Origin of the sequence: Teredinibacter franksiae, assembly GCF_014218805.1 — a bacterium.
GTDB lineage: Bacteria > Pseudomonadota > Gammaproteobacteria > Pseudomonadales > Cellvibrionaceae > Teredinibacter > Teredinibacter franksiae.
In genome coordinates, this window is sequence record NZ_JACJUV010000001.1 from 871,486 (window position 1) to 889,243 (window position 17,758).

Below are 17,758 nucleotides of genomic sequence, written 5' to 3' on the forward strand. Positions count from 1 at the left end.
ATCAATTTTTTTGTGCCTGGAGTATTTACCTGCTCTTGCCAGAGACAGTAAACCATACTCACCAAATCAGACACCCTTACACCCGTTTTGTTTCAACACATTACTAAATTTTTTACTGCCATCGCTGAACAACAAACCCTAGGGCGCAAGCTAATTCAGCAGGGGCGCCATCTGCTTATCAATGGACTCCCTTGCACGAAAGATTCGCGAGCGAACGGTGCCCACAGGACAGCCCATTACCTCAGCAATTTCTTCGTAGCTCATACCCTCCATTTCCCTTAGAGTAACGGCTGTTCGCAAATCCTCTGGCAAGCTTCTTAGCGCTTTATGTACAACGGTCTCAAGCTGGTCTCGCATCATTTGACCTTCAGGCGAACCCAAGTCCTTAAGCTGCTCACTGCCGCTGTAGTACTCGGCATCTTCCACATCAACATCGGAAGACGGTGGCCTACGCCCACGAGACACCAGATGATTCTTCGCTGTGTTGATGGCAATGCGGTAGATCCAAGTATAGAAAGCACTATCACCACGAAAATTAGGCAGCGCGCGATAGGCCTTAATAAAGGCTTCCTGGGCTACATCCTGCACCTCCGCACTGTCTTTAACGAACCGGCTAATGATTGCTAGAATTTTATGCTGGTACTTCAACACCAACAGATCGAATGCGCGCTTATCACCCTTCTGTACACGGGCAACCAGCTGTTCATCTGTTTGAGAAGCGGGTTGAACCGCCATTGACTACTCCCAAAGCTTCTATACAGAAGCAACTTAAACCTATTATTGCTTTGATATTAGCCCAGTGAGCGTATTCGCCACTGGACCAAAAGACCAGACAACCCTGTTTCCGATCGGCAGTTCAGGAATATCTGATTAATCGACTAAAATAAAGTTCCATACGCCACTGATTTTTTACTGCATACCCTGATGCGTTCACAGCCTCTAAGGTTAGGCCAGATCAATAAATATCAATGGTAGAATCGCCCTTTAGGCAATTATTACTGCTTCGTGAAGCACTTAGGGTATAGTCCATTCTAAGCCATAATCCCCAACCATAGACCGCCGCTATCGATGATCAAAAACCAAACAGCCAGCCCGTTCAGTTACGACGTACTTATTCTCGGTAGCGGTGCTGCAGGGCTATCACTGGCGCTAAACCTAAACCCACAATTAAACGTTGCCGTACTCAGTAAAAGCCAACTCAATGAAGGTTCAACCTGGTATGCCCAGGGCGGCATAGCCGCCGTACTGGACGATAACGACTCCATTGAATCGCACGTCACGGACACCCTCAACGCCGGTGGCGGGCTGTGCCATAAAGACGCGGTAGAATTCACCGTGAGCCACAGTACTCAGGCTATTCAATGGCTGATCGACTTGGGCGTCAATTTTACTCGCAAACCCAGCTCTGGTGACTTTCACCTAACGCGCGAAGGCGGTCACAGCCAAAGACGTATTATTCACAGTGCTGACGCCACTGGGCGGGCGCTACATACCACGCTGATCGAAAAAGTAGAAGCCGCCCCCAATATTAAACTGTACGACCACTTTATCGCCCTAGACCTAATTTCACAGCCAGACCCATCAAGTAAAAAACTCCGCTGTACAGGCGCCTACGTTTACAACCGCAATACCGACAGTGTGGATACTTTTGCCGCAAAAACCGTGGTTCTTGCCACCGGCGGCGCCAGCAAAGTATACCTCTACTCCTCTAACCCCGACGGCGCCAGTGGTGACGGCATTGCCATGGCATGGCGAGCAGGCTGCCGCGTGGCGAACATGGAATTTAATCAGTTTCACCCTACTTGCCTGTTTAACCCGAAGGCAAAATCCTTTTTGATTACCGAAGCTGTTCGCGGAGAAGGTGGCAAATTACGCCTACCTAACGGCGAACGTTTTATGGATCGCTTTCACAAACTGGGAGAGTTAGCACCACGAGATGTAGTCGCACGCGCAATAGACCATGAAATGAAACGGCTTGGTAGCGATTGCGTTTATCTTGACATCAGTCACAAAACACCGGAGTTTATTGCTTCTCACTTTCCTACCGTAAAACAGAAATGCCTGAGCTACGGAATTGATATCACCAAAGAAGCAATTCCAGTGGTGCCAGCCGCACATTACACCTGTGGTGGCGTTGTAGTCGATAAATCAGGACAAACGGATTTGAGTAACCTCTACGCCATTGGTGAAACCTCTTTTACCGGGCTTCACGGCGCGAACCGTATGGCCAGTAACTCACTACTCGAATGTGTGGTTTATGCGCAGTCTGCCGCTAACGCTATAGAGTCTTCTATCAATGCCATTGCCCCTCACACAGCCATAGCCGGTTGGGATGCAACCCGCGTAACCAACTCCGATGAAGATGTTGTTATTTCGCACAACTGGGACGAGCTACGCCGCTTTATGTGGGACTATGTGGGCATTGTGAGAACACAAAAACGCCTCGAAAGGGCCGACCACCGAATAAAATTACTTAAAAAAGAAATTAACGAATACTATTCCAACTACAAAGTAGGCAACGACCTTATCGAGCTACGCAACTTAGCCGTGGTTGCAGAGCTCATAATTCGCTCCGCTATGCGCCGCAAGGAAAGCCGTGGCCTGCACTACTCGCTCGACTACCCTAATCTGGCTGAAGTAGCCCGCGACACTATACTTGTGCCTGATAATTTTGCCAGCCAGGACATCATCGTCCATCAGAACTGACGCCACCCAGAGGTAATTGGCGCAGTAAAATGCGTAATTGCCGGAAGGCGTCTTCATCTTTAAAACTTTGCCTAATCAGAATAAGTGAACTGGGAATAGCTAACGCACGAGGCTTGCGAAACATTAGCGCCACAAGAAAGCGTGTGAGGAAAATTTCGCGCACACCTGCACCTGCACCCAATCCAACCGCTATCGAGGTGCTGTTATTTTGCTTATCCGTGAAAACAAGCTGGTTATCCTGAATCTGCAATCCAACAATAACTCGCATTTGCTGCCAAAACCGCCATTGCCAGTAACCACTCAACAACCAGACCGCTACAGCACCTCCCCTTACCCACCAGTCAACCTGAAAAGTAAAAAGTAGGCAAAACACCAGCACATGTAGGGCAACACTCCACCAAACAAGTATTGCCGCAGGCTGGAGCTCAAAATATGCCGAGGCACCCTGCCTAAGCATAACTACCCGCCTGCATTTGTAGCGTGGCTGCGGACAATGACTACAATCTCACGGATGTCGGCCTCTTCAGGCTCACCTTTGTGTAAAAACCACTGGAACATATCCGGATCTTCACATTCCAACAGCTTTTCAAACAACTGCTGCTCCCGTTCGGGTAACGATGAATATACGTTTTCCACAAAGGGGGATAGAATCAGATCCAATTCCAACATGCCTCGGCGTGCGGCCCAACGTAGACGATTTAATTCCATAAAAAATACCGGGTAGAAAAAATACGGGGGTCGATTGTAGCATGTGGCTGCAGGAACGAATTCGCCAACCAACACTAGGCCCACAAAACCCCATACGCAAGAACGCTGTTATGACTAAAAATCAAACGCCCGTAGGGCAAGAAAACCAACTTATCGCCCTACCCCATTACACGCTCATCACCGTTCAGGGTGAAGATAGTGAAAAATTCCTTCAGGGGCAATGCACCTGTGATTTCACCCGTCTAACAACCCATGAGTGGTTGCTGGGCGCACACTGTAACGCTCAGGGGCGCATGCACAGCAGCTTTTACAGCGCAAGCTTAAGCGATGGTAGTATTGCCTTGCGGTTGCACACCAGCATTAAAGACTCAGCTTTAGCTGCGCTAAGTAAATACATTGTATTTTCCAAAGCAGACATTAAAGCCACGGAGGTTGCCGTGTACGGACTTATAGTCTCGGAAGATACCAAGATTATTCCCGCCACCGATGCAGCGCTGCCTACCCTAGGTCACTTCAGCACCCCAATAGAAGGGCTTACAATACTGCGGCTAGACGAACAGCGATGCGAACTCTGGATTAACGACAAGAGATTAGCGGCCATAATTGCCGCTCAGTGTGAAAATGGTTTATCTGCAAAACCACAGGCGTGGGCCATTCAAAATATTCAACGTGGCATTGCAGAGGTACGCGTCGAATCAGCCGAAAAGCTGATTCCACAGGATCTCAATTTTCAACTACGAAATGGTATCGCATTCCAAAAAGGCTGCTATACAGGGCAAGAAATCATCGCCCGCATGCACTACAAAGCCACACTCAAAAAACATCTTTACAGAGGTACACTAAAGCTGCCCGACGACGCTACACCACCCGCCTACGGCAACAGCATAATGCTTACCGGAGCAAGTCGTAGCAGCGGTTTTGTAGTTGATGCTGGGCATCTTGGTGATGGGCACTATGAATTTTTAGCCTTGGTTAAAGACGAAACCACCGCCAGTGAAAACGTCATTCTCGAGGTTCCGTCACAACCAAAAATCACATGGCTACCCCTACCATATGCTATACCTTAACAAAGCGAACACCAGCCCCTCTCCTGCAACCAAATAATCCCCCCGCCAATTCAGCGGGCCAAATTGGTGCTCGCTGCATCCTTACTCTGCTAACGTCAGCGAATGAGAGAGCCAATATGAATGCCCTTGCCGAACAGGTTTTGCAAGATATCAACGGTGCCATCGATAACGACAAACTAATACTCCCAACACTACCCGAAATTGCACTGCGGGTACGGGAAGTAGCCGACGACCCAGATGCCAGTATTAGACAACTAGGTAATGCCATCAGCTCAGATGCAGCACTGACGGCAAGAGTGATAAAAATTGCCAACAGCCCACTGTTTCGAGCCCGCCGAGAAATTGAAGACTTGAATATGGCTCTTTCACGCCTGGGAATGCAGTACACCTGTAACCTTGCAACCGGGCTGGCAATGGAGCAAATGTTTCAAGCTACGTCGGATTTAATCGACAAACGCTTGCGCGCAGTGTGGTCGCGCTCCAGTGAAATAGCCGGAATGTGCCATGTATTATGCAAACACCGAACAAATCTTCGAGCCGACCAAGCCGCCCTGGCTGGCCTAGTGCATCAAATCGGAGTGCTACCCGTACTCTCCTACGCCGAAGACAACCCTTCCCTTATGTCCAGCAGCATGGCGTTGGATGGTGTTATTGAGGCTATCCACCCAAAGCTAGGCGTTAAAATTCTGACCACTTGGGAGTTCCCAACCGAACTTCGTAACGTACCGGTAGATTATTTAAACTTCACCCGTAAAATCGATAAGCCGGATTATGCCGATCTTGTGACGGTTGCCATGCTCCAAAACCAGGCCAGTGGCGTGGGTGACTACTTCGCCGAACTAGACTTAACCACCGTGCAGGCGTTTTACCGTTTGGATCTCGACCCGAATATTGAAGCCGCAGAAGCAGAAAATTTGAGCGAAGAAATGGAAGCAGCAATGGCAATGCTATCGAATTAAAGATAAAAAACAAAAAAGCCTGCCGTAATCGGCAGGCTTTTTTATAAAGCGCTTTTACGCTTAATCAGACGCAAATTCCGTATCCGCGAAACTTGAACCCTTTAATTGAACAACCGCATTTCTACCACCGGCGTTTAGCACCAAGCTTTTATACAAAGCAACAATAGCCTCCTTGGTAACATTTGGGAATTCGGCTTTCAGTTTTTCTTTACTATCGAAATCCAACCTGCCGCCATAAAAATCGCTCAATAATGGCCCCATCTCTTCATGGTAGTCGGAGGGCAACTTATTCAACAGTGCAAGTTGCGACGTTTTAATCTGCTCGATAACCTCTGGCGCGGTTGCTTCCAGCTCAGAAAGAAACTCTTTCTGAAAGCGTTCGATACGGGTTTTTATTGCGGGTAAATCTTTGTTGTTACTCTGCACGTAAAATAACAGTCCGGCGAAGTCGCCATCGGTACTAGCAGCGGTACCCACCACGTACCCCAATTGTTCGTTGGTACGTAATTGAGTGAAGAAGCTGTTACCCAGCAATGCATCCAAGGTTACGAGCTGAGCTTTACTGAGTATGCTTTTTTCTGCAACGCTGAACTGCTGTAATAGGGCGTTATCCGTGTGTCCCGTTAGCGCCTCCTTATAGACGATATTTTTTCCTGCAACGGGGTCCATCGGTTTGCGCACATAAAGCTCAGAACTTTTACGCTTTACTGGCAAACGACCCTCAACATCAGCCGCTATTTTTAGAACCGTACTTTCATCATAATTACCGTAGGCAAAAACCCGCAGACGGTTATGGGTAAATAGTCGACCCTTATAATCGAGCAGCTCCTGCTTAGTCAGCCCGTCAACCACTGTTTTTTCTTCTTCTCGGCTCCAGCTATTTTCCATTAGCTGTCGGCCTAGCAAATCTCCCAACTGACGAATGGGTGGCGACTTTTCCCGGTTAATTAAGTTCTGCCGTAGGCTATCCTTCGCTTTGGCGAACTCCGCATCGGAAATACTCCAGTCTGCCAACTCCGTAAAAATTCGCTCGACCAGCAATGGGTGCTTGGCATTAAACTCACTCAAGCTCACAACAAAATCTGTTTTGTTGAATAAAAACTGTATACCTATACCCGCTTGTCCAGCACGATCCACCAACGAGAGCTGCTGTGAGTTCATAGCTGAAGCAAACAATTTCGCCAACATTTGATTTTTCGCATTGGCACTAGACATGGGCGTATTTAGCAAGATGTCGATTTTGCCCTTTTGCCCCTGAAACTGTTTACTGTGCGTAAGCCACACCTCTACACCATCAGTATCTTTGAGTAGCTTGGGTTTCTCCAGCGTTGATGGCAGAACCTTGACAGCCGATTTAGAAAACAAATCATTTTCTGCCGGGAGTTGATACTGCATGCTTGCAGCGAGCGCTTTCCAGCGTTTAATATCCGCCGATTCAACAGCTTGCACATCATAGGCACCCTCATGAAAAGGCACGGGAGTGGTTGCACTTTCAGTTTGGCTAATGTACCAAATACGTGCTCGCTCCGGCTCAAGCTGCTTAAGTACATTACGAACAGCTTTGCGGTCAAATTTTTCATACACATACGGGTGGGCTATAGCCCACTGTGGTTCAAACGTCAGCAACGTCGCACTTAAACCAATTGCGGTCTGCAAAGGTTGCTGCATTTCCATATTGGCAAACTTTTTCTGGTTAATCGCTTGCTGCTCTAGGAAATATTTTTCGTCGACACCATGCTTGCGAATTAAGTCTACATAAGCAAATAGAGACGCGATAATTTCATCACGCTTTGTCATGCCTTCGTCGGTAAGTTCCGCGTAAATCTCGAAATTTCCATCGTAGTCATTTGCGGAAGGATTCACCCTAGCATAAACCGCTTTTGCCAAATTCTTCTCACGCAACTGCTGGGCGACTGTACCCGGTTCTTCCGACGCTAAAAGGCTAACGATATAATTATTCGGTTTGGATTTCCACTGATCGAGGTTGTTCGGGATTGGGAAACTCAATACCAGCATTTTTAAATCCATCACCGATTTATAATGAATTTTTTTGCCCATTTCAGTCGCAGTAACACCAGGAACCTTTACCGAAGGCTTTTCAATGTACTTATTTTCAACGCCCCCAAAATGTTTTCTCGCCAAAGCTTCCTGCTGATCCAGTGGCAACTTACTGACCATAACCAACTTCATAATATTGGAGGAGTAATAGCGGTTAAAAAAGGAAACCAGCTCTTCGTTTAATATTGACCCCTCTTTATCCGCTAAGGTTTCCAGATTTCCGACGGCCAGCTGACTGGCGGGGTGCTGAGGGTTGCCGGTAATACCGCTGAGGTAGTGAATAATGCGGCCATCTTGACTGCGCCCCATAGACCATTCACTGTTCACAGCATTACGCTCTTTGTCACTGTATTCTAGGTCGAACAACGGCGCTTTAAAATAATCACTGAACATATCAAGGGCTTCGTCCAGTTTTTCGGCAGGCAGAGAGAAAAAGTAATTAGTATGATCCGCTGCGGTATAAGCATTCCAGCTTCCCGAATTATGATCGATAAACTTCTGCAGAGTATTGGGCTCAGGGTATTTCTCTGTACCTAAAAACAACATGTGCTCTAAATAGTGCGCCAGCCCCTGCTGATTCGCCGGGTTTTGGAAACTGCCAACACCTAGCGCCAAAGAAACTGCAGAGATATCACTACTGGTATCCTGCACCAGTAACACTTCCATCTCGTTGGCTAGCGTTAACGTAGCGAATTGACGCGTATCTTTTGGACTTTTCAGTATAGCGGCGGGCGCACTCTCGGCCTTTACGCCTGCCATCTGCTCGGGTGCAGTTTCACATCCTTGCAGACCAAAAATTAACGCCACAAACGACGTAACTAGCAGCAGTTTTCTCAGCATTTGTTTATCCTTATAGTCATATTTCAAAGCGCGTTATCATAGCAGTAAATACGTCAACTGACCTGCCAGCCGGAGTGCAGACTATGAACGAACACGAAAAGCTCAATTATGTTGAATTCCCCGCCCAAGATTTGACCGCAACCAAGGCCTTTTTCTCCGAAGTATTTGGCTGGGCGTTTACCGACTACGGCCCGGAATACACAGCCTTCGATTTTCAAGGGCTTCACGGAGGCTTTTATGCGGCGGAGACAGCTTCCTCTACAGCGAACGGCAGTGCCCTGTTGGTTTTCTATAGCGCCAATCTGGAGGTCACTCAGGATAAGGTCGAACAGGCTGGCGGGGGTATTGTAAAACCCATATTCAGCTTCCCTGGAGGCCAGCGCTTTCACTTTTGCGAACCCAGCGGCAACGAGTTGGCCGTATGGTCTGACAAGTAAGATCACCGGCTACCGAAAAGCAATGCCCGTAAGGGCCGCCTCTATTAATTGACTCTACCCTCTGCGTGGCCTGACAAGACATAGTGTAAGGCGGGCTGCGTAGCGGCAGTCTGGTTACCTTTCCAAGCTGGCCAACGCCGCAATAAGGTTTGCTAGGCTGCACCCTTAGGGGCTTTGTGTGCGGCTCATAGACGTGGACATAAATAAACGCCCATAAAAAACGCCACCCGAAGGTGGCGTTATGCTCTTACAAATGTGAGTGGCTATGCCACTTCAGCAGACTTCGCCTGTTGAGGGCCTGCGGCCACAAGGGCCTTACCTTCATCATTGTCGGTGAACTTTTCAAAATTCTTGACAAACAAGCCTGCCAGTTTTGCCGCTTTATCATTCCATCCGGCAACATCTTCATAGGTGTCGCGAGGGTCGAGAATGCTGTCGTCTACGCCAGGCAGTGAGGTTGGCACTTCCAAATTGAATACCGGAATTGATTTTGTCTCAGCTTTGTCAACACTGCCATCCAGAATCGCATCGATTATACCGCGAGTATCCTTGATGGATATGCGCTTACCGGTACCATTCCAGCCAGTATTGACGAGGTAAGCCGTTGCACCTGCAGCCTCCATACGAGCAACCAGCTCCTCCCCATACTTAACAGGGTGTAAAGTCAGGAAGGCTTTACCGAAACAGGCTGAGAACGTCGGTGTAGGCTCAGTAATACCGCGCTCCGTACCGGCCAACTTCGCCGTGAACCCCGAAAGAAAGTGATATTTGGTTTGCTCTGGGCTCAACTTCGACACAGGAGGCAATACGCCAAACGCATCAGCGGTTAAGAAAATAACTTTCTTGGCATGCCCTGCGCGTGAAGGTGGTGGCACAATATTTTCGATATGATCGATTGGGTAAGATACACGAGTGTTCTCAGTAACTGAGCCGTCGTCGTAATCTACTTTACCGTTTGCATCCACAGTCACATTTTCGAGCAAGGCATCACGCCTGATAGCCTTATAGATATCGGGCTCGCTCTCTGGGTCGAGGTTAATGGTTTTGGCGTAACAGCCGCCTTCAAAGTTAAATATACCGTTGTTGTCCCAACCATGCTCGTCGTCGCCAATTAACTGGCGCTTTGGATCAGTAGAAAGCGTTGTTTTACCGGTGCCAGACAGGCCAAAGAAAATTGCAACATCGCCTTGCTCTCCGACATTGGCCGAACAGTGCATAGACGCCATATGCTTAAGTGGCAGGTAATAATTCATCATGGCGAACATGCCTTTTTTCATTTCGCCACCGTACCAAGTACCACCAATCACCTGCATTTTTTCAGTCATATTAAACACGGTGAAAACTTCAGAGTTCATGCCGTGTTTTTTCCAATTTGGATTCGATGTTTTGGAGCCGTTCATGACAACGAAGTCTGGCTCACCATAAGCTTCCAGCTCAGCGTCAGAGGGGCGAATAAACATATTACTGACAAAGTGTGCCTGCCAGGCGACCTCCATAATGAAGCGCACTTTCATGCGGGTATCTTCGTTGGCACCGCAGAAAGTATCTACGACAAATAGACGCTTAGCGGAAAGTTCTTCAACAACGAGTTTTTTTAGGTCTGCCCAAGCTTCAGGCGTAATAGGCTTATTATCATTGTGTGCAATGTCAGAATCCCACCATAGGTGCTCTTTACTAACATCATCGTAAACTATGAATTTATCTTTTGGCGAGCGCCCGGTAAAAATGCCCGTCTGTACAGCGACGGCTCCGGACTCTGTAACGACACCTCGTTCAAAACCTTCGAGGTCGGGATTCGTCTCTTCTTTAAATAGTTGATCGTAAGAAGGGTTGTAGACGATTTCCTTAACGTCACAAATACCATATTTAGAAAGGTCAATCTTTACAGCCATTATGTTGTCTCCCAAGAATAGAGTGGGTGAATAGAAATCCTTTAGTACAGTGCGGATTTTAGACAACAGGCCGCACCGGAATTATTCAGTAGACTTATAGTTCGGCGCCTTTTGACAGTTCCTATTATATGTATACCAGTTTTTTTAGGGAAATTTTCCAATTGACGCACGTCAAGGATTGGATGTACTTCGTGCAAATAATTTTTGACCACTAAAACACAAAACACTATAGGCTAGAATTATGGAGCGCCACGTCAAGGCTGCATAAAAGATAGAACAGAATTATGACAATGACCAATCGATTGGCAACAAATTTCGGGAAGTTAAGAATTCATTCGTTTTTGCGAAGTGTCCATTTCCCAAAAAACCACGGTGCGCCGATAACGGGGAAGGATGCGCTGACGTTAAAACATAATGGCGCGTATTATCGATAATTTGACCTTTTTTTTGCGCGTACCCCCCCCACAGTAAAAAAACTAAACGATCTGTTTGCTTGTTAAGTGCTTGAACAACCGCGTCAGTGAAGGTTTCCCACCCTTTTCCTTGATGTGAGCCTGGACGAGCTTGCTCGACCGTTAGTGTCGCGTTAAGTAACAAAACACCCTGCGCGGCCCAACCCTGCAAACAACCTTGGTCTGGAATGGGTATGCCCAACTCCTGATTAATTTCTTTAAATATGTTTCTCAACGATGGCGGAATTCGCACACCGGGTAAAACCGAGAAGCATAAACCATGCGCCTGTCCCGGTCCGTGATAGGGGTCTTGCCCCAGTATTACAACTTTTACTTCTGAAAAAGGAGTTGCGTTAAGCGCATTAAATATAAGGCTACTATCGGGATAAATCGCTTTTTCCGCCTCCTTTTCCGTACGCAGGAAGTTACATAATTGCTGCATATAAGGCTTATTAAATTCCCCACCCACAGCCGTCATCCAGCTGGGGTGAAGATTGATTTCCGAACCTAAATCCACCACAAAGTCTACTCTGGACGCATGTGCGGAAATAACAGCACATCGCGTATAGACGGGGAATCGGTAAGTAGCATAACCAAGCGGTCGATGCCAATACCCTCACCGGCGGTAGGCGGCAAACCGTATTCAAGCGCTCGAATATAGTCCGCATCGTAATGCATCGCTTCGTTATCTCCGGCATCTTTTTCGGCTACCTGAGCTTGAAAGCGCTCGGCCTGATCTTCGGCATCGTTGAGCTCGGAAAAACCGTTAGCGAGCTCACGCCCAGCAACAAAAAACTCGAAACGATCCGTTACAAAAGCATTATCGTTATTACGACGGGCCAAAGGCGAGACTTCTGTAGGGTACTCGGTAATAAAGGTTGGCTGCTCCAAACGGTGCTCTACGGTTTTCTCAAATATTTCGATTTGAATTTTACCTAAGCCCCAAAAATCTTTTAGCGGTATGCAAAGTTTCTCAGCCACCTTTTTAGCCGAGTCCAAAGTGTTAATGTCGTCGGCAGACAAATCAGTATTGAAGTGCAGAATTGAATCAAACACACTTAAACGCTGGAAAGGCTTGGCGAAATCGTAAGTGACTGTTACCGCTTCTTCACCCTCCTTCGCCGGCTTGGTATTAACCACTTCGCTAGAACCCAATACCGTCTTGGTAAGCTCACGCAACATGTCTTCAGTTAAATTCATGAGGTCGTTGTAATCGGCGTAGGCCTGATAGAACTCGAGCATGGTGAACTCGGGATTATGGCGCGTAGATAACCCTTCATTGCGGAAATTCCGGTTGATTTCGTACACACGCTCAAAGCCGCCAACGACCAATCGTTTCAAGTACAGCTCTGGCGCAATACGCAGGTACATATCGATATCCAGCGCGTTGTGATGGGTTTCAAACGGGCGGGCCGTAGCGCCACCCGGAATGGACTGCAGCATAGGCGTTTCCACTTCAAGGAAATCGTTGCCATCAAGATACTTCCGGATAAACTGCACCACCTTGCTACGAATAACAAAAGTATCTCGCACACTTGGATTGGCAATTAAATCTACATAACGCTGGCGATAGCGCATTTCTTGGTCTGCAAGGCCGTGAAACTTATCAGGCAATGGTCGTAGCGCTTTGGTGAGCAACTGGTATTGGTCGAGATTGACGTACAAGTCGCCTTTACCAGATTTATGCAGCACGCCGGTCACGCCGACGATATCACCCAAATCCAGGGCCTTGGCAAATGGCCGCGCTTCTTTGGTAACGTACAGCTGGATCTGGCCACTGCCGTCCTGAATCACCATAAAAGCACCGCGGTTACGAATAACACGGCCCGCCACAGAAAACACTTGGGCTTTTTCTTCTAAAGCTACTTTGGTTTCCTCTCCATAGGTATTTTGTAAATCCTGCGCTTTAGCATTGGGGCGAAAACCATTGGGGAAAGCAATACCCTGCTCACGAATCCCTGCCAGCTTGGCTCGACGCTCAGCAATGAGTTTATTTTCGTCTTGTTGAACGTCTGTAGTATTTTGATTACTCATGAATAAACAACCTGCAAAAAATCAGAAAAATGAATCATGGAAAAGGGTGAGCATGTGCTTGGGCTAACTGTTCTGAAACGCTCACGCTAGGGACACGAGGGGAGCCCCAAGGGTGGGCCTATACGCTTTCAAAACAACCAGTGCAAGTGCATACGGTTTGTAACACCAAACGCCCCAATAGTTATAGGCCAGCCTTTAAGCTCGCCTCGATAAATTCATCCAGCTTGCCATCGAGCACCGCTTGGCAATTACTGGTTTGTACGCTGGTACGCAAATCTTTAATGCGCTGATCGTCCAACACATACGAACGAATCTGACTGCCCCAACCGATATCAGATTTGGTATCCTCCAGCGCCTGCTTTTCGGCATTACGTTTAAGTAACTCCTGCTCATACATGCGCGCGCGCAGCATTTTCCAGGCTTTATCTCGGTTGGCATGCTGGGAACGCTCGCTCTGGCACTGAGCCACCACCCCGGAAGGTTCATGGGTTAAACGTACTGCCGAATCGGTTTTGTTAACATGCTGCCCACCCGCACCGGAAGCACGGTAGGTATCGGTACGAACATCAGAGGGGTTAATATCAATTTCGATATTGTCGTCTATTTCCGGAGATGCAAACACAGAGGCAAACGATGTATGGCGCCGGTTACCCGAATCGAAAGGCGACTTACGCACCAATCGATGCACACCCGTTTCGGTGCGCAACCAACCAAAGGCGTATTCACCTTCAAAACGAATAGTGGCACTTTTAATACCCGCCACGTCGCCTGCGGAGGCTTCTTCCAGCGACGTTTTAAAGCCTTTATCTTCACCCCAGCGCAAATACATGCGCAAGATCATCTCTGCCCAATCCTGCGCTTCGGTACCACCAGAGCCTGACTGGATATCCAGGTAAGCATTATTCGCATCCATTTCACCCGAAAACATCCGCCGGAATTCAAGCTTGGCCAATTGCTGTTCAAGCCCATCTACCTCCTGCTCAACATCGCCAATGCTCTCTTCGTCGTTTTCTTCAACGGCCATATCAACCAGATCACGGCAATCAACCACACCCTGATCAAGGTTTTCTATCGTTTGAACAACGGCTTCCAATAAAGACCGCTCACGACCCAGCGCTTGGGCCCGGCTTGCGTCGTTCCAAACATCAGGCTCAGCAAGTTCGAGCTCTACTTCGGCTAAACGCTCCTTCTTTTCAGCATATTCAAAGATACCCCCTAAGCACGTCCGTACGTGCCTGTAGATCGGACAGCTTGTTCAACAGAGGGTTAATTTCCATAAAATTGCCATTAAAAAAAGTCAATAGAAAACCGGCTAAATCCGGGTGAAAAATGCGCGCGCATTGTACAACACGGTACTTCTTTCACCAAATGAAGTGTTGTCATGCAAGCTCCGCTTGGTACTATAGATCAATGTGCCGCTAAAAAGCCTGTATCAGTAGGCGCTACAATAACCAAGGTAAAATTAAGCCTCGTCTACACTTATCAAATATCAAAATAATAACTCACAGAGGTTAAGAAACATGGTGAACAGCAGACTAACGTCTTTGGTGTTGATGTCGATATCTCTCATATTGAGCGCCTGCTCAAACAACGACAACGACACTCCCACAGACCAGCCTCTTCCTTTTGAACGAACCTATGTCGTCTTCAGCCCCGCTACCAGCGATATGCCGCTGCCCAATGACATCTTGTTTGGCCAAGAACCAGCGGCAGATGGCACCATGTTTGCCGGTAGCGACCCGGCAAACCCGGTTATCACCGGTATCGACTACCTAGACGGTAACTCGGTTGTCGGTACCATCGATATACAGTTTTCCGCGCCTTTAAATGACGCACAAGTAATCGATGCGACCAGTTTTGTGATGATAGAAGGGGCACTACTGCCCAACCCCATCCAGAATATTTTTCTACTCCCCCTTAGCTACCCCAGTGGCGACGCATTACTGCAAGCCGAAGTAAGTGGTACCAGCGTAGAAATACCGACATTCGCCGAAGCGGCACAATATCAAGCGGCGGTCACCACCGGTGATATCACCTTGCTGTCGCAACTGGCAGTGCCAACCGCTAGGGCCGAGCTTATCAGCCTCGACGGCGACACCAATAATACCGTTCGCATAACCCCGCTTCACCCGCTTCAGCCAGAAACCAAATATCTGGTTGTGGTAACGGCACTCGAAGATGCTGCGGGCAACCCGGTATACCCGTCCATTGCCTATGACTATATTAAAGACCCAACCAGCAACCTGGGAGACACGGGCCTCGACCCCGTGCGCGCCGCCATTAACGGCTGGGAGCAATTGGCAGAAGGTTACCTAGGCTTTGTTAGCAGCGTTTACGAAGCGGCCGGTGTACCCGCAGACTTACCCGGCGCTGAAGACATAATCTTTACCCTAACCTTCACCACAGCCGGCACAGACACCGTACTCAAAAGTGTTGCCGCACCCGAGTATTTCTTTGAAAAGTCACTAAGAACCCGTTACAAACAAGAGGCCATAAGTAAACTGGTGAGCGGCACTTACAACTTGTCGGGTGACAACTCCGGCATGACATCGATAACCGATAACGCTATCAACTCCACCTTAGCCTTTTTATTAACATCACCACAACTTCCAGACACCTCACCCAACCCGCTCTACAACACCACTATTGCCACAGCGATTGCCGGCGGAGCGACCTATCCAGTCCTTTCAACCGACGCATCGGCCGCCCATATTATGCAGAGAGCCGCCGCCGAAGCCGCTATAAGCGTTCACAACAGTGGCAGTGCCGAAATGGGTGATATAGAACCTTATGTGGATATTGCTACCGAAGCACAGGGCACAGTAGCCGCCATGGCGCAGGCCAGCGAACAACCCGTAAATAAGCTATTCCCTGTCCCCGCGCCGCGTGAAAACAGTTTTTACCGTGTCGACTTGGCCAGTAATATAAACCCCGCACTGGTGGCGCCGGCACTGGTTTATCAAGGGCAAATTAATTTACCTGTATTCCAAGCGCTACCGGTTTCTGAATCCGACGGCAGCAATGTCGCTACCAGCACCTGGAAAGCGGATATCGCCATTGGTGGTATTCTCGACGTAGCAGGCGGTAATGACCCCGGTACCACACCCCCATCAGAGATGATCACCTATCGCTACCCCTTCCCGACCAAATCGACCGATGTAACGGTACCATTACTGGCAACCCTGCCCGAACCAACAACGCTCGCTAATTTCGGCCTGACTAAACCGGCTAACGGCTGGCCCGTTGTGATCTTCGTACACGGTATTACCACAGATCGTACAACTTCATTACCAATGGCCGATGCTCTAGCCTTTGCCTGTGTTGCACAAGATCTTTCCGGGCCTTCCGGCGCGCCCTGTTTTGCCACCATCGCACTGGATCAGCCTCTGCATGGTGCCACCCCTGGCGGGGGCACCGTACCGGGTATTTTCAGCGTGACCGACCCAGACAACCTGCCTGTCTCCAACCTGCTGACGGAACCCTCTGCAGAGCTTACAGAGCGCCACTATGACTTCACTGCAGACGCTGCCTCAAACCCCGTACCGATGGACTACAGCGCCAATATTGGCGATTCCGGCGGCCTGTTTATTAACCTAAAGCACTTCGCCAACTCCCGTGACACCATGCGCCAGATGGTCGTAGACCTGCTGAACCTAAATGCCAGCCTCGCCACCATGGATGTCGATGGCGACGGTGAAGCCAACGACCTCGATACCAATAAAGTTTACCTCATAGGCCACTCCCTAGGCGGCATTGATGGCCTGACCTTCCTCGCGGTAAACAACGACCCCAGCATTCAGAACAGCCCGTTTAGCGCACTGCCAAAAATCCAAGCCGCATCGGCGATGTTCCCCGGTGGCGAAGTGACCCGCCTCCTAGTGAACTCACAATCCTTTGGTCCGCGTATATTACCCGGGCTAGCTACGGCAAGCGAAGAGCTCGTTCAGGGTAAAAGCGCCCTAGAGCTTTACCTAAGTGTTTACCAGGGCATTTTCGACTCCACCGACCCAATCAACTTCGTCGGCTCACTGGCAGCCACTGGTGATACAGGGCTTCTCTTCAGTGAAATCATCGGTAATGACAGTACACTTCCCAGCGACGTTGTTATTCCCAATGCTGCAGACACTCTCTGGGGAGCCAACAACGGTCCACTTTCAACAACCCTGAGCAACGGCTTTGTAATTGATAACTACCCAGCACCGCTTGCCGGCTCTGAACCACTCTTTGCACAAGCCCAAGCCATAAAAATGGCCGACGTGGAAGCTGGCACTGAGCCTGTCGCAATGCTGACCCGCTATATCGAAGGCAGCCACTCAACGCCTGTGGTTGCCGGCAATACAGAAATCGATCCGTTAACCAGCGCTGCGGTGTTTAATGAGATTATTCAGCAAACCGTGACATTTTTTGCTTTAGACGGCCTGCCTTTGACTGGCCCCCTTATTATTAACCCGGAAGTTATCGAACCCTGATAACACACCTAGACACCAGCCAAAAAGAAGCCGCTCCAAAAAAGCGGCTTCTTTCTTTTAAATATTCCCTTTAATATCAACAAGATAGAACATCTTCTTGACAAACAGCATCATAAAACTACAATAACTCATTGAA

13 protein-coding genes are annotated in these 17,758 nt (G+C 48.6%); 5 read left to right on the forward strand and 8 right to left on the reverse strand.

The window, feature by feature from the left end:
- Nucleotides 1–150 precede the first annotated feature (150 nt).
- Nucleotides 151–735: an RNA polymerase sigma factor RpoE gene (gene rpoE / locus H5336_RS03450; RefSeq protein ID WP_185231441.1), complete on the reverse strand. Its 585-nt coding sequence runs from the start codon at nt 733–735 to the stop codon at nt 151–153.
- Nucleotides 736–1,068: 333 nt separating this feature from the next.
- On the opposite strand from rpoE, the gene nadB reads away from it, so the two are divergent.
- Entirely contained in the window at nt 1,069–2,706 is a 1,638-nt protein-coding gene (nadB, locus tag H5336_RS03455; protein WP_185231443.1) for an L-aspartate oxidase, read from the forward strand.
- Here the strand turns inward: nadB and H5336_RS03460 are convergent.
- Both H5336_RS03460 and H5336_RS03465 read right to left on the reverse strand, forming a co-directional pair.
- Entirely contained in the window at nt 2,687–3,163 is a 477-nt protein-coding gene (locus tag H5336_RS03460; RefSeq protein ID WP_185231445.1) for a hypothetical protein, read from the reverse strand. The two genes, nadB and H5336_RS03460, sit on opposite strands and share 20 nt — an antisense overlap.
- Nucleotides 3,164–3,165: 2 nt before the next feature.
- Nucleotides 3,166–3,414: an FAD assembly factor SdhE gene (locus H5336_RS03465; RefSeq protein WP_185231447.1), complete on the reverse strand. Its 249-nt coding sequence runs from the start codon at nt 3,412–3,414 to the stop codon at nt 3,166–3,168.
- A gap of 110 nt (nt 3,415–3,524) precedes the next feature.
- Here H5336_RS03465 and ygfZ point away from each other — a divergent pair, with 110 nt between their 5' ends.
- A complete protein-coding gene (gene ygfZ / locus H5336_RS03470) occupies nt 3,525–4,481 on the forward strand; it encodes a CAF17-like 4Fe-4S cluster assembly/insertion protein YgfZ (protein ID WP_185231449.1) in 957 nt (318 codons plus the stop codon).
- A gap of 116 nt (nt 4,482–4,597) precedes the next feature.
- Entirely contained in the window at nt 4,598–5,440 is an 843-nt protein-coding gene (locus H5336_RS03475; RefSeq protein ID WP_185231451.1) for an HDOD domain-containing protein, read from the forward strand.
- Nucleotides 5,441–5,500: 60 nt separating this feature from the next.
- Here H5336_RS03475 and H5336_RS03480 read toward each other — a convergent pair whose 3' ends face one another.
- Nucleotides 5,501–8,338, reverse strand: a complete 2,838-nt coding sequence (locus H5336_RS03480) for an insulinase family protein (RefSeq protein WP_185231453.1) — start codon at nt 8,336–8,338, stop codon at nt 5,501–5,503.
- Between the two features lie 83 nt (nt 8,339–8,421).
- Here H5336_RS03480 and H5336_RS03485 point away from each other — a divergent pair, with 83 nt between their 5' ends.
- Nucleotides 8,422–8,775 carry a VOC family protein gene (locus H5336_RS03485; RefSeq protein ID WP_185231455.1) on the forward strand — a complete coding sequence of 118 codons (354 nt, stop codon included), beginning with the start codon at nt 8,422–8,424 and terminating at the stop codon, nt 8,773–8,775.
- Nucleotides 8,776–9,038: 263 nt separating this feature from the next.
- On the opposite strand, the gene pckA is transcribed toward H5336_RS03485, so the two are convergent.
- The 4 genes from pckA to prfB all read right to left on the reverse strand — a co-directional run bounded on the left by pckA (nt 9,039) and on the right by prfB (nt 14,430).
- The gene (gene pckA / locus H5336_RS03490; RefSeq protein ID WP_185231457.1) at nt 9,039–10,667 is read right to left on the reverse strand and encodes a phosphoenolpyruvate carboxykinase (ATP); all 1,629 of its coding nucleotides are present in this window, start codon (nt 10,665–10,667) and stop codon (nt 9,039–9,041) included.
- Between the two features lie 282 nt (nt 10,668–10,949).
- Entirely contained in the window at nt 10,950–11,636 is a 687-nt protein-coding gene (gene ung / locus H5336_RS03495; RefSeq protein WP_185235618.1) for a uracil-DNA glycosylase, read from the reverse strand.
- Nucleotides 11,637–11,644: 8 nt separating this feature from the next.
- Nucleotides 11,645–13,153, reverse strand: coding sequence for a lysine--tRNA ligase (gene lysS / locus H5336_RS03500; RefSeq protein ID WP_185231459.1), 1,509 nt, complete (start codon nt 13,151–13,153; stop codon nt 11,645–11,647).
- 181 nt (nt 13,154–13,334) lie between these two features.
- Nucleotides 13,335–14,430 (reverse strand): peptide chain release factor 2 gene (prfB, locus tag H5336_RS03505; RefSeq protein WP_185231461.1). Its coding sequence is split into 2 segments (ribosomal slippage): nt 13,335–14,357 and nt 14,359–14,430, totalling 1,095 coding nucleotides; the frame shifts between segments, so codons are not numbered across the junction.
- 243 nt (nt 14,431–14,673) lie between these two features.
- Here prfB and H5336_RS03510 point away from each other — a divergent pair.
- Nucleotides 14,674–17,622: an MECDP-synthase gene (locus H5336_RS03510; protein WP_246439014.1), complete on the forward strand. Its 2,949-nt coding sequence runs from the start codon at nt 14,674–14,676 to the stop codon at nt 17,620–17,622.
- Nucleotides 17,623–17,758: the final 136 nt, after the last annotated feature.

Coding starts and splice junctions, on each gene's coding strand:
- H5336_RS03510 (WP_246439014.1), top strand. CDS start 14,674: ATGGTGAACAGCAGACTAACGTCTTTGGTGTTGATGTCGATATCTCTC.
- nadB (WP_185231443.1), top strand. CDS start 1,069: ATGATCAAAAACCAAACAGCCAGCCCGTTCAGTTACGACGTACTTATT.
- pckA (WP_185231457.1), bottom strand. CDS start 10,667: ATGGCTGTAAAGATTGACCTTTCTAAATATGGTATTTGTGACGTTAAG.
- H5336_RS03465 (WP_185231447.1), bottom strand. CDS start 3,414: ATGGAATTAAATCGTCTACGTTGGGCCGCACGCCGAGGCATGTTGGAA.
- lysS (WP_185231459.1), bottom strand. CDS start 13,153: ATGAGTAATCAAAATACTACAGACGTTCAACAAGACGAAAATAAACTC.
- H5336_RS03480 (WP_185231453.1), bottom strand. CDS start 8,338: ATGCTGAGAAAACTGCTGCTAGTTACGTCGTTTGTGGCGTTAATTTTT.
- H5336_RS03485 (WP_185231455.1), top strand. CDS start 8,422: ATGAACGAACACGAAAAGCTCAATTATGTTGAATTCCCCGCCCAAGAT.
- rpoE (WP_185231441.1), bottom strand. CDS start 735: ATGGCGGTTCAACCCGCTTCTCAAACAGATGAACAGCTGGTTGCCCGT.
- H5336_RS03460 (WP_185231445.1), bottom strand. CDS start 3,163: ATGCTTAGGCAGGGTGCCTCGGCATATTTTGAGCTCCAGCCTGCGGCA.
- ygfZ (WP_185231449.1), top strand. CDS start 3,525: ATGACTAAAAATCAAACGCCCGTAGGGCAAGAAAACCAACTTATCGCC.
- H5336_RS03475 (WP_185231451.1), top strand. CDS start 4,598: ATGAATGCCCTTGCCGAACAGGTTTTGCAAGATATCAACGGTGCCATC.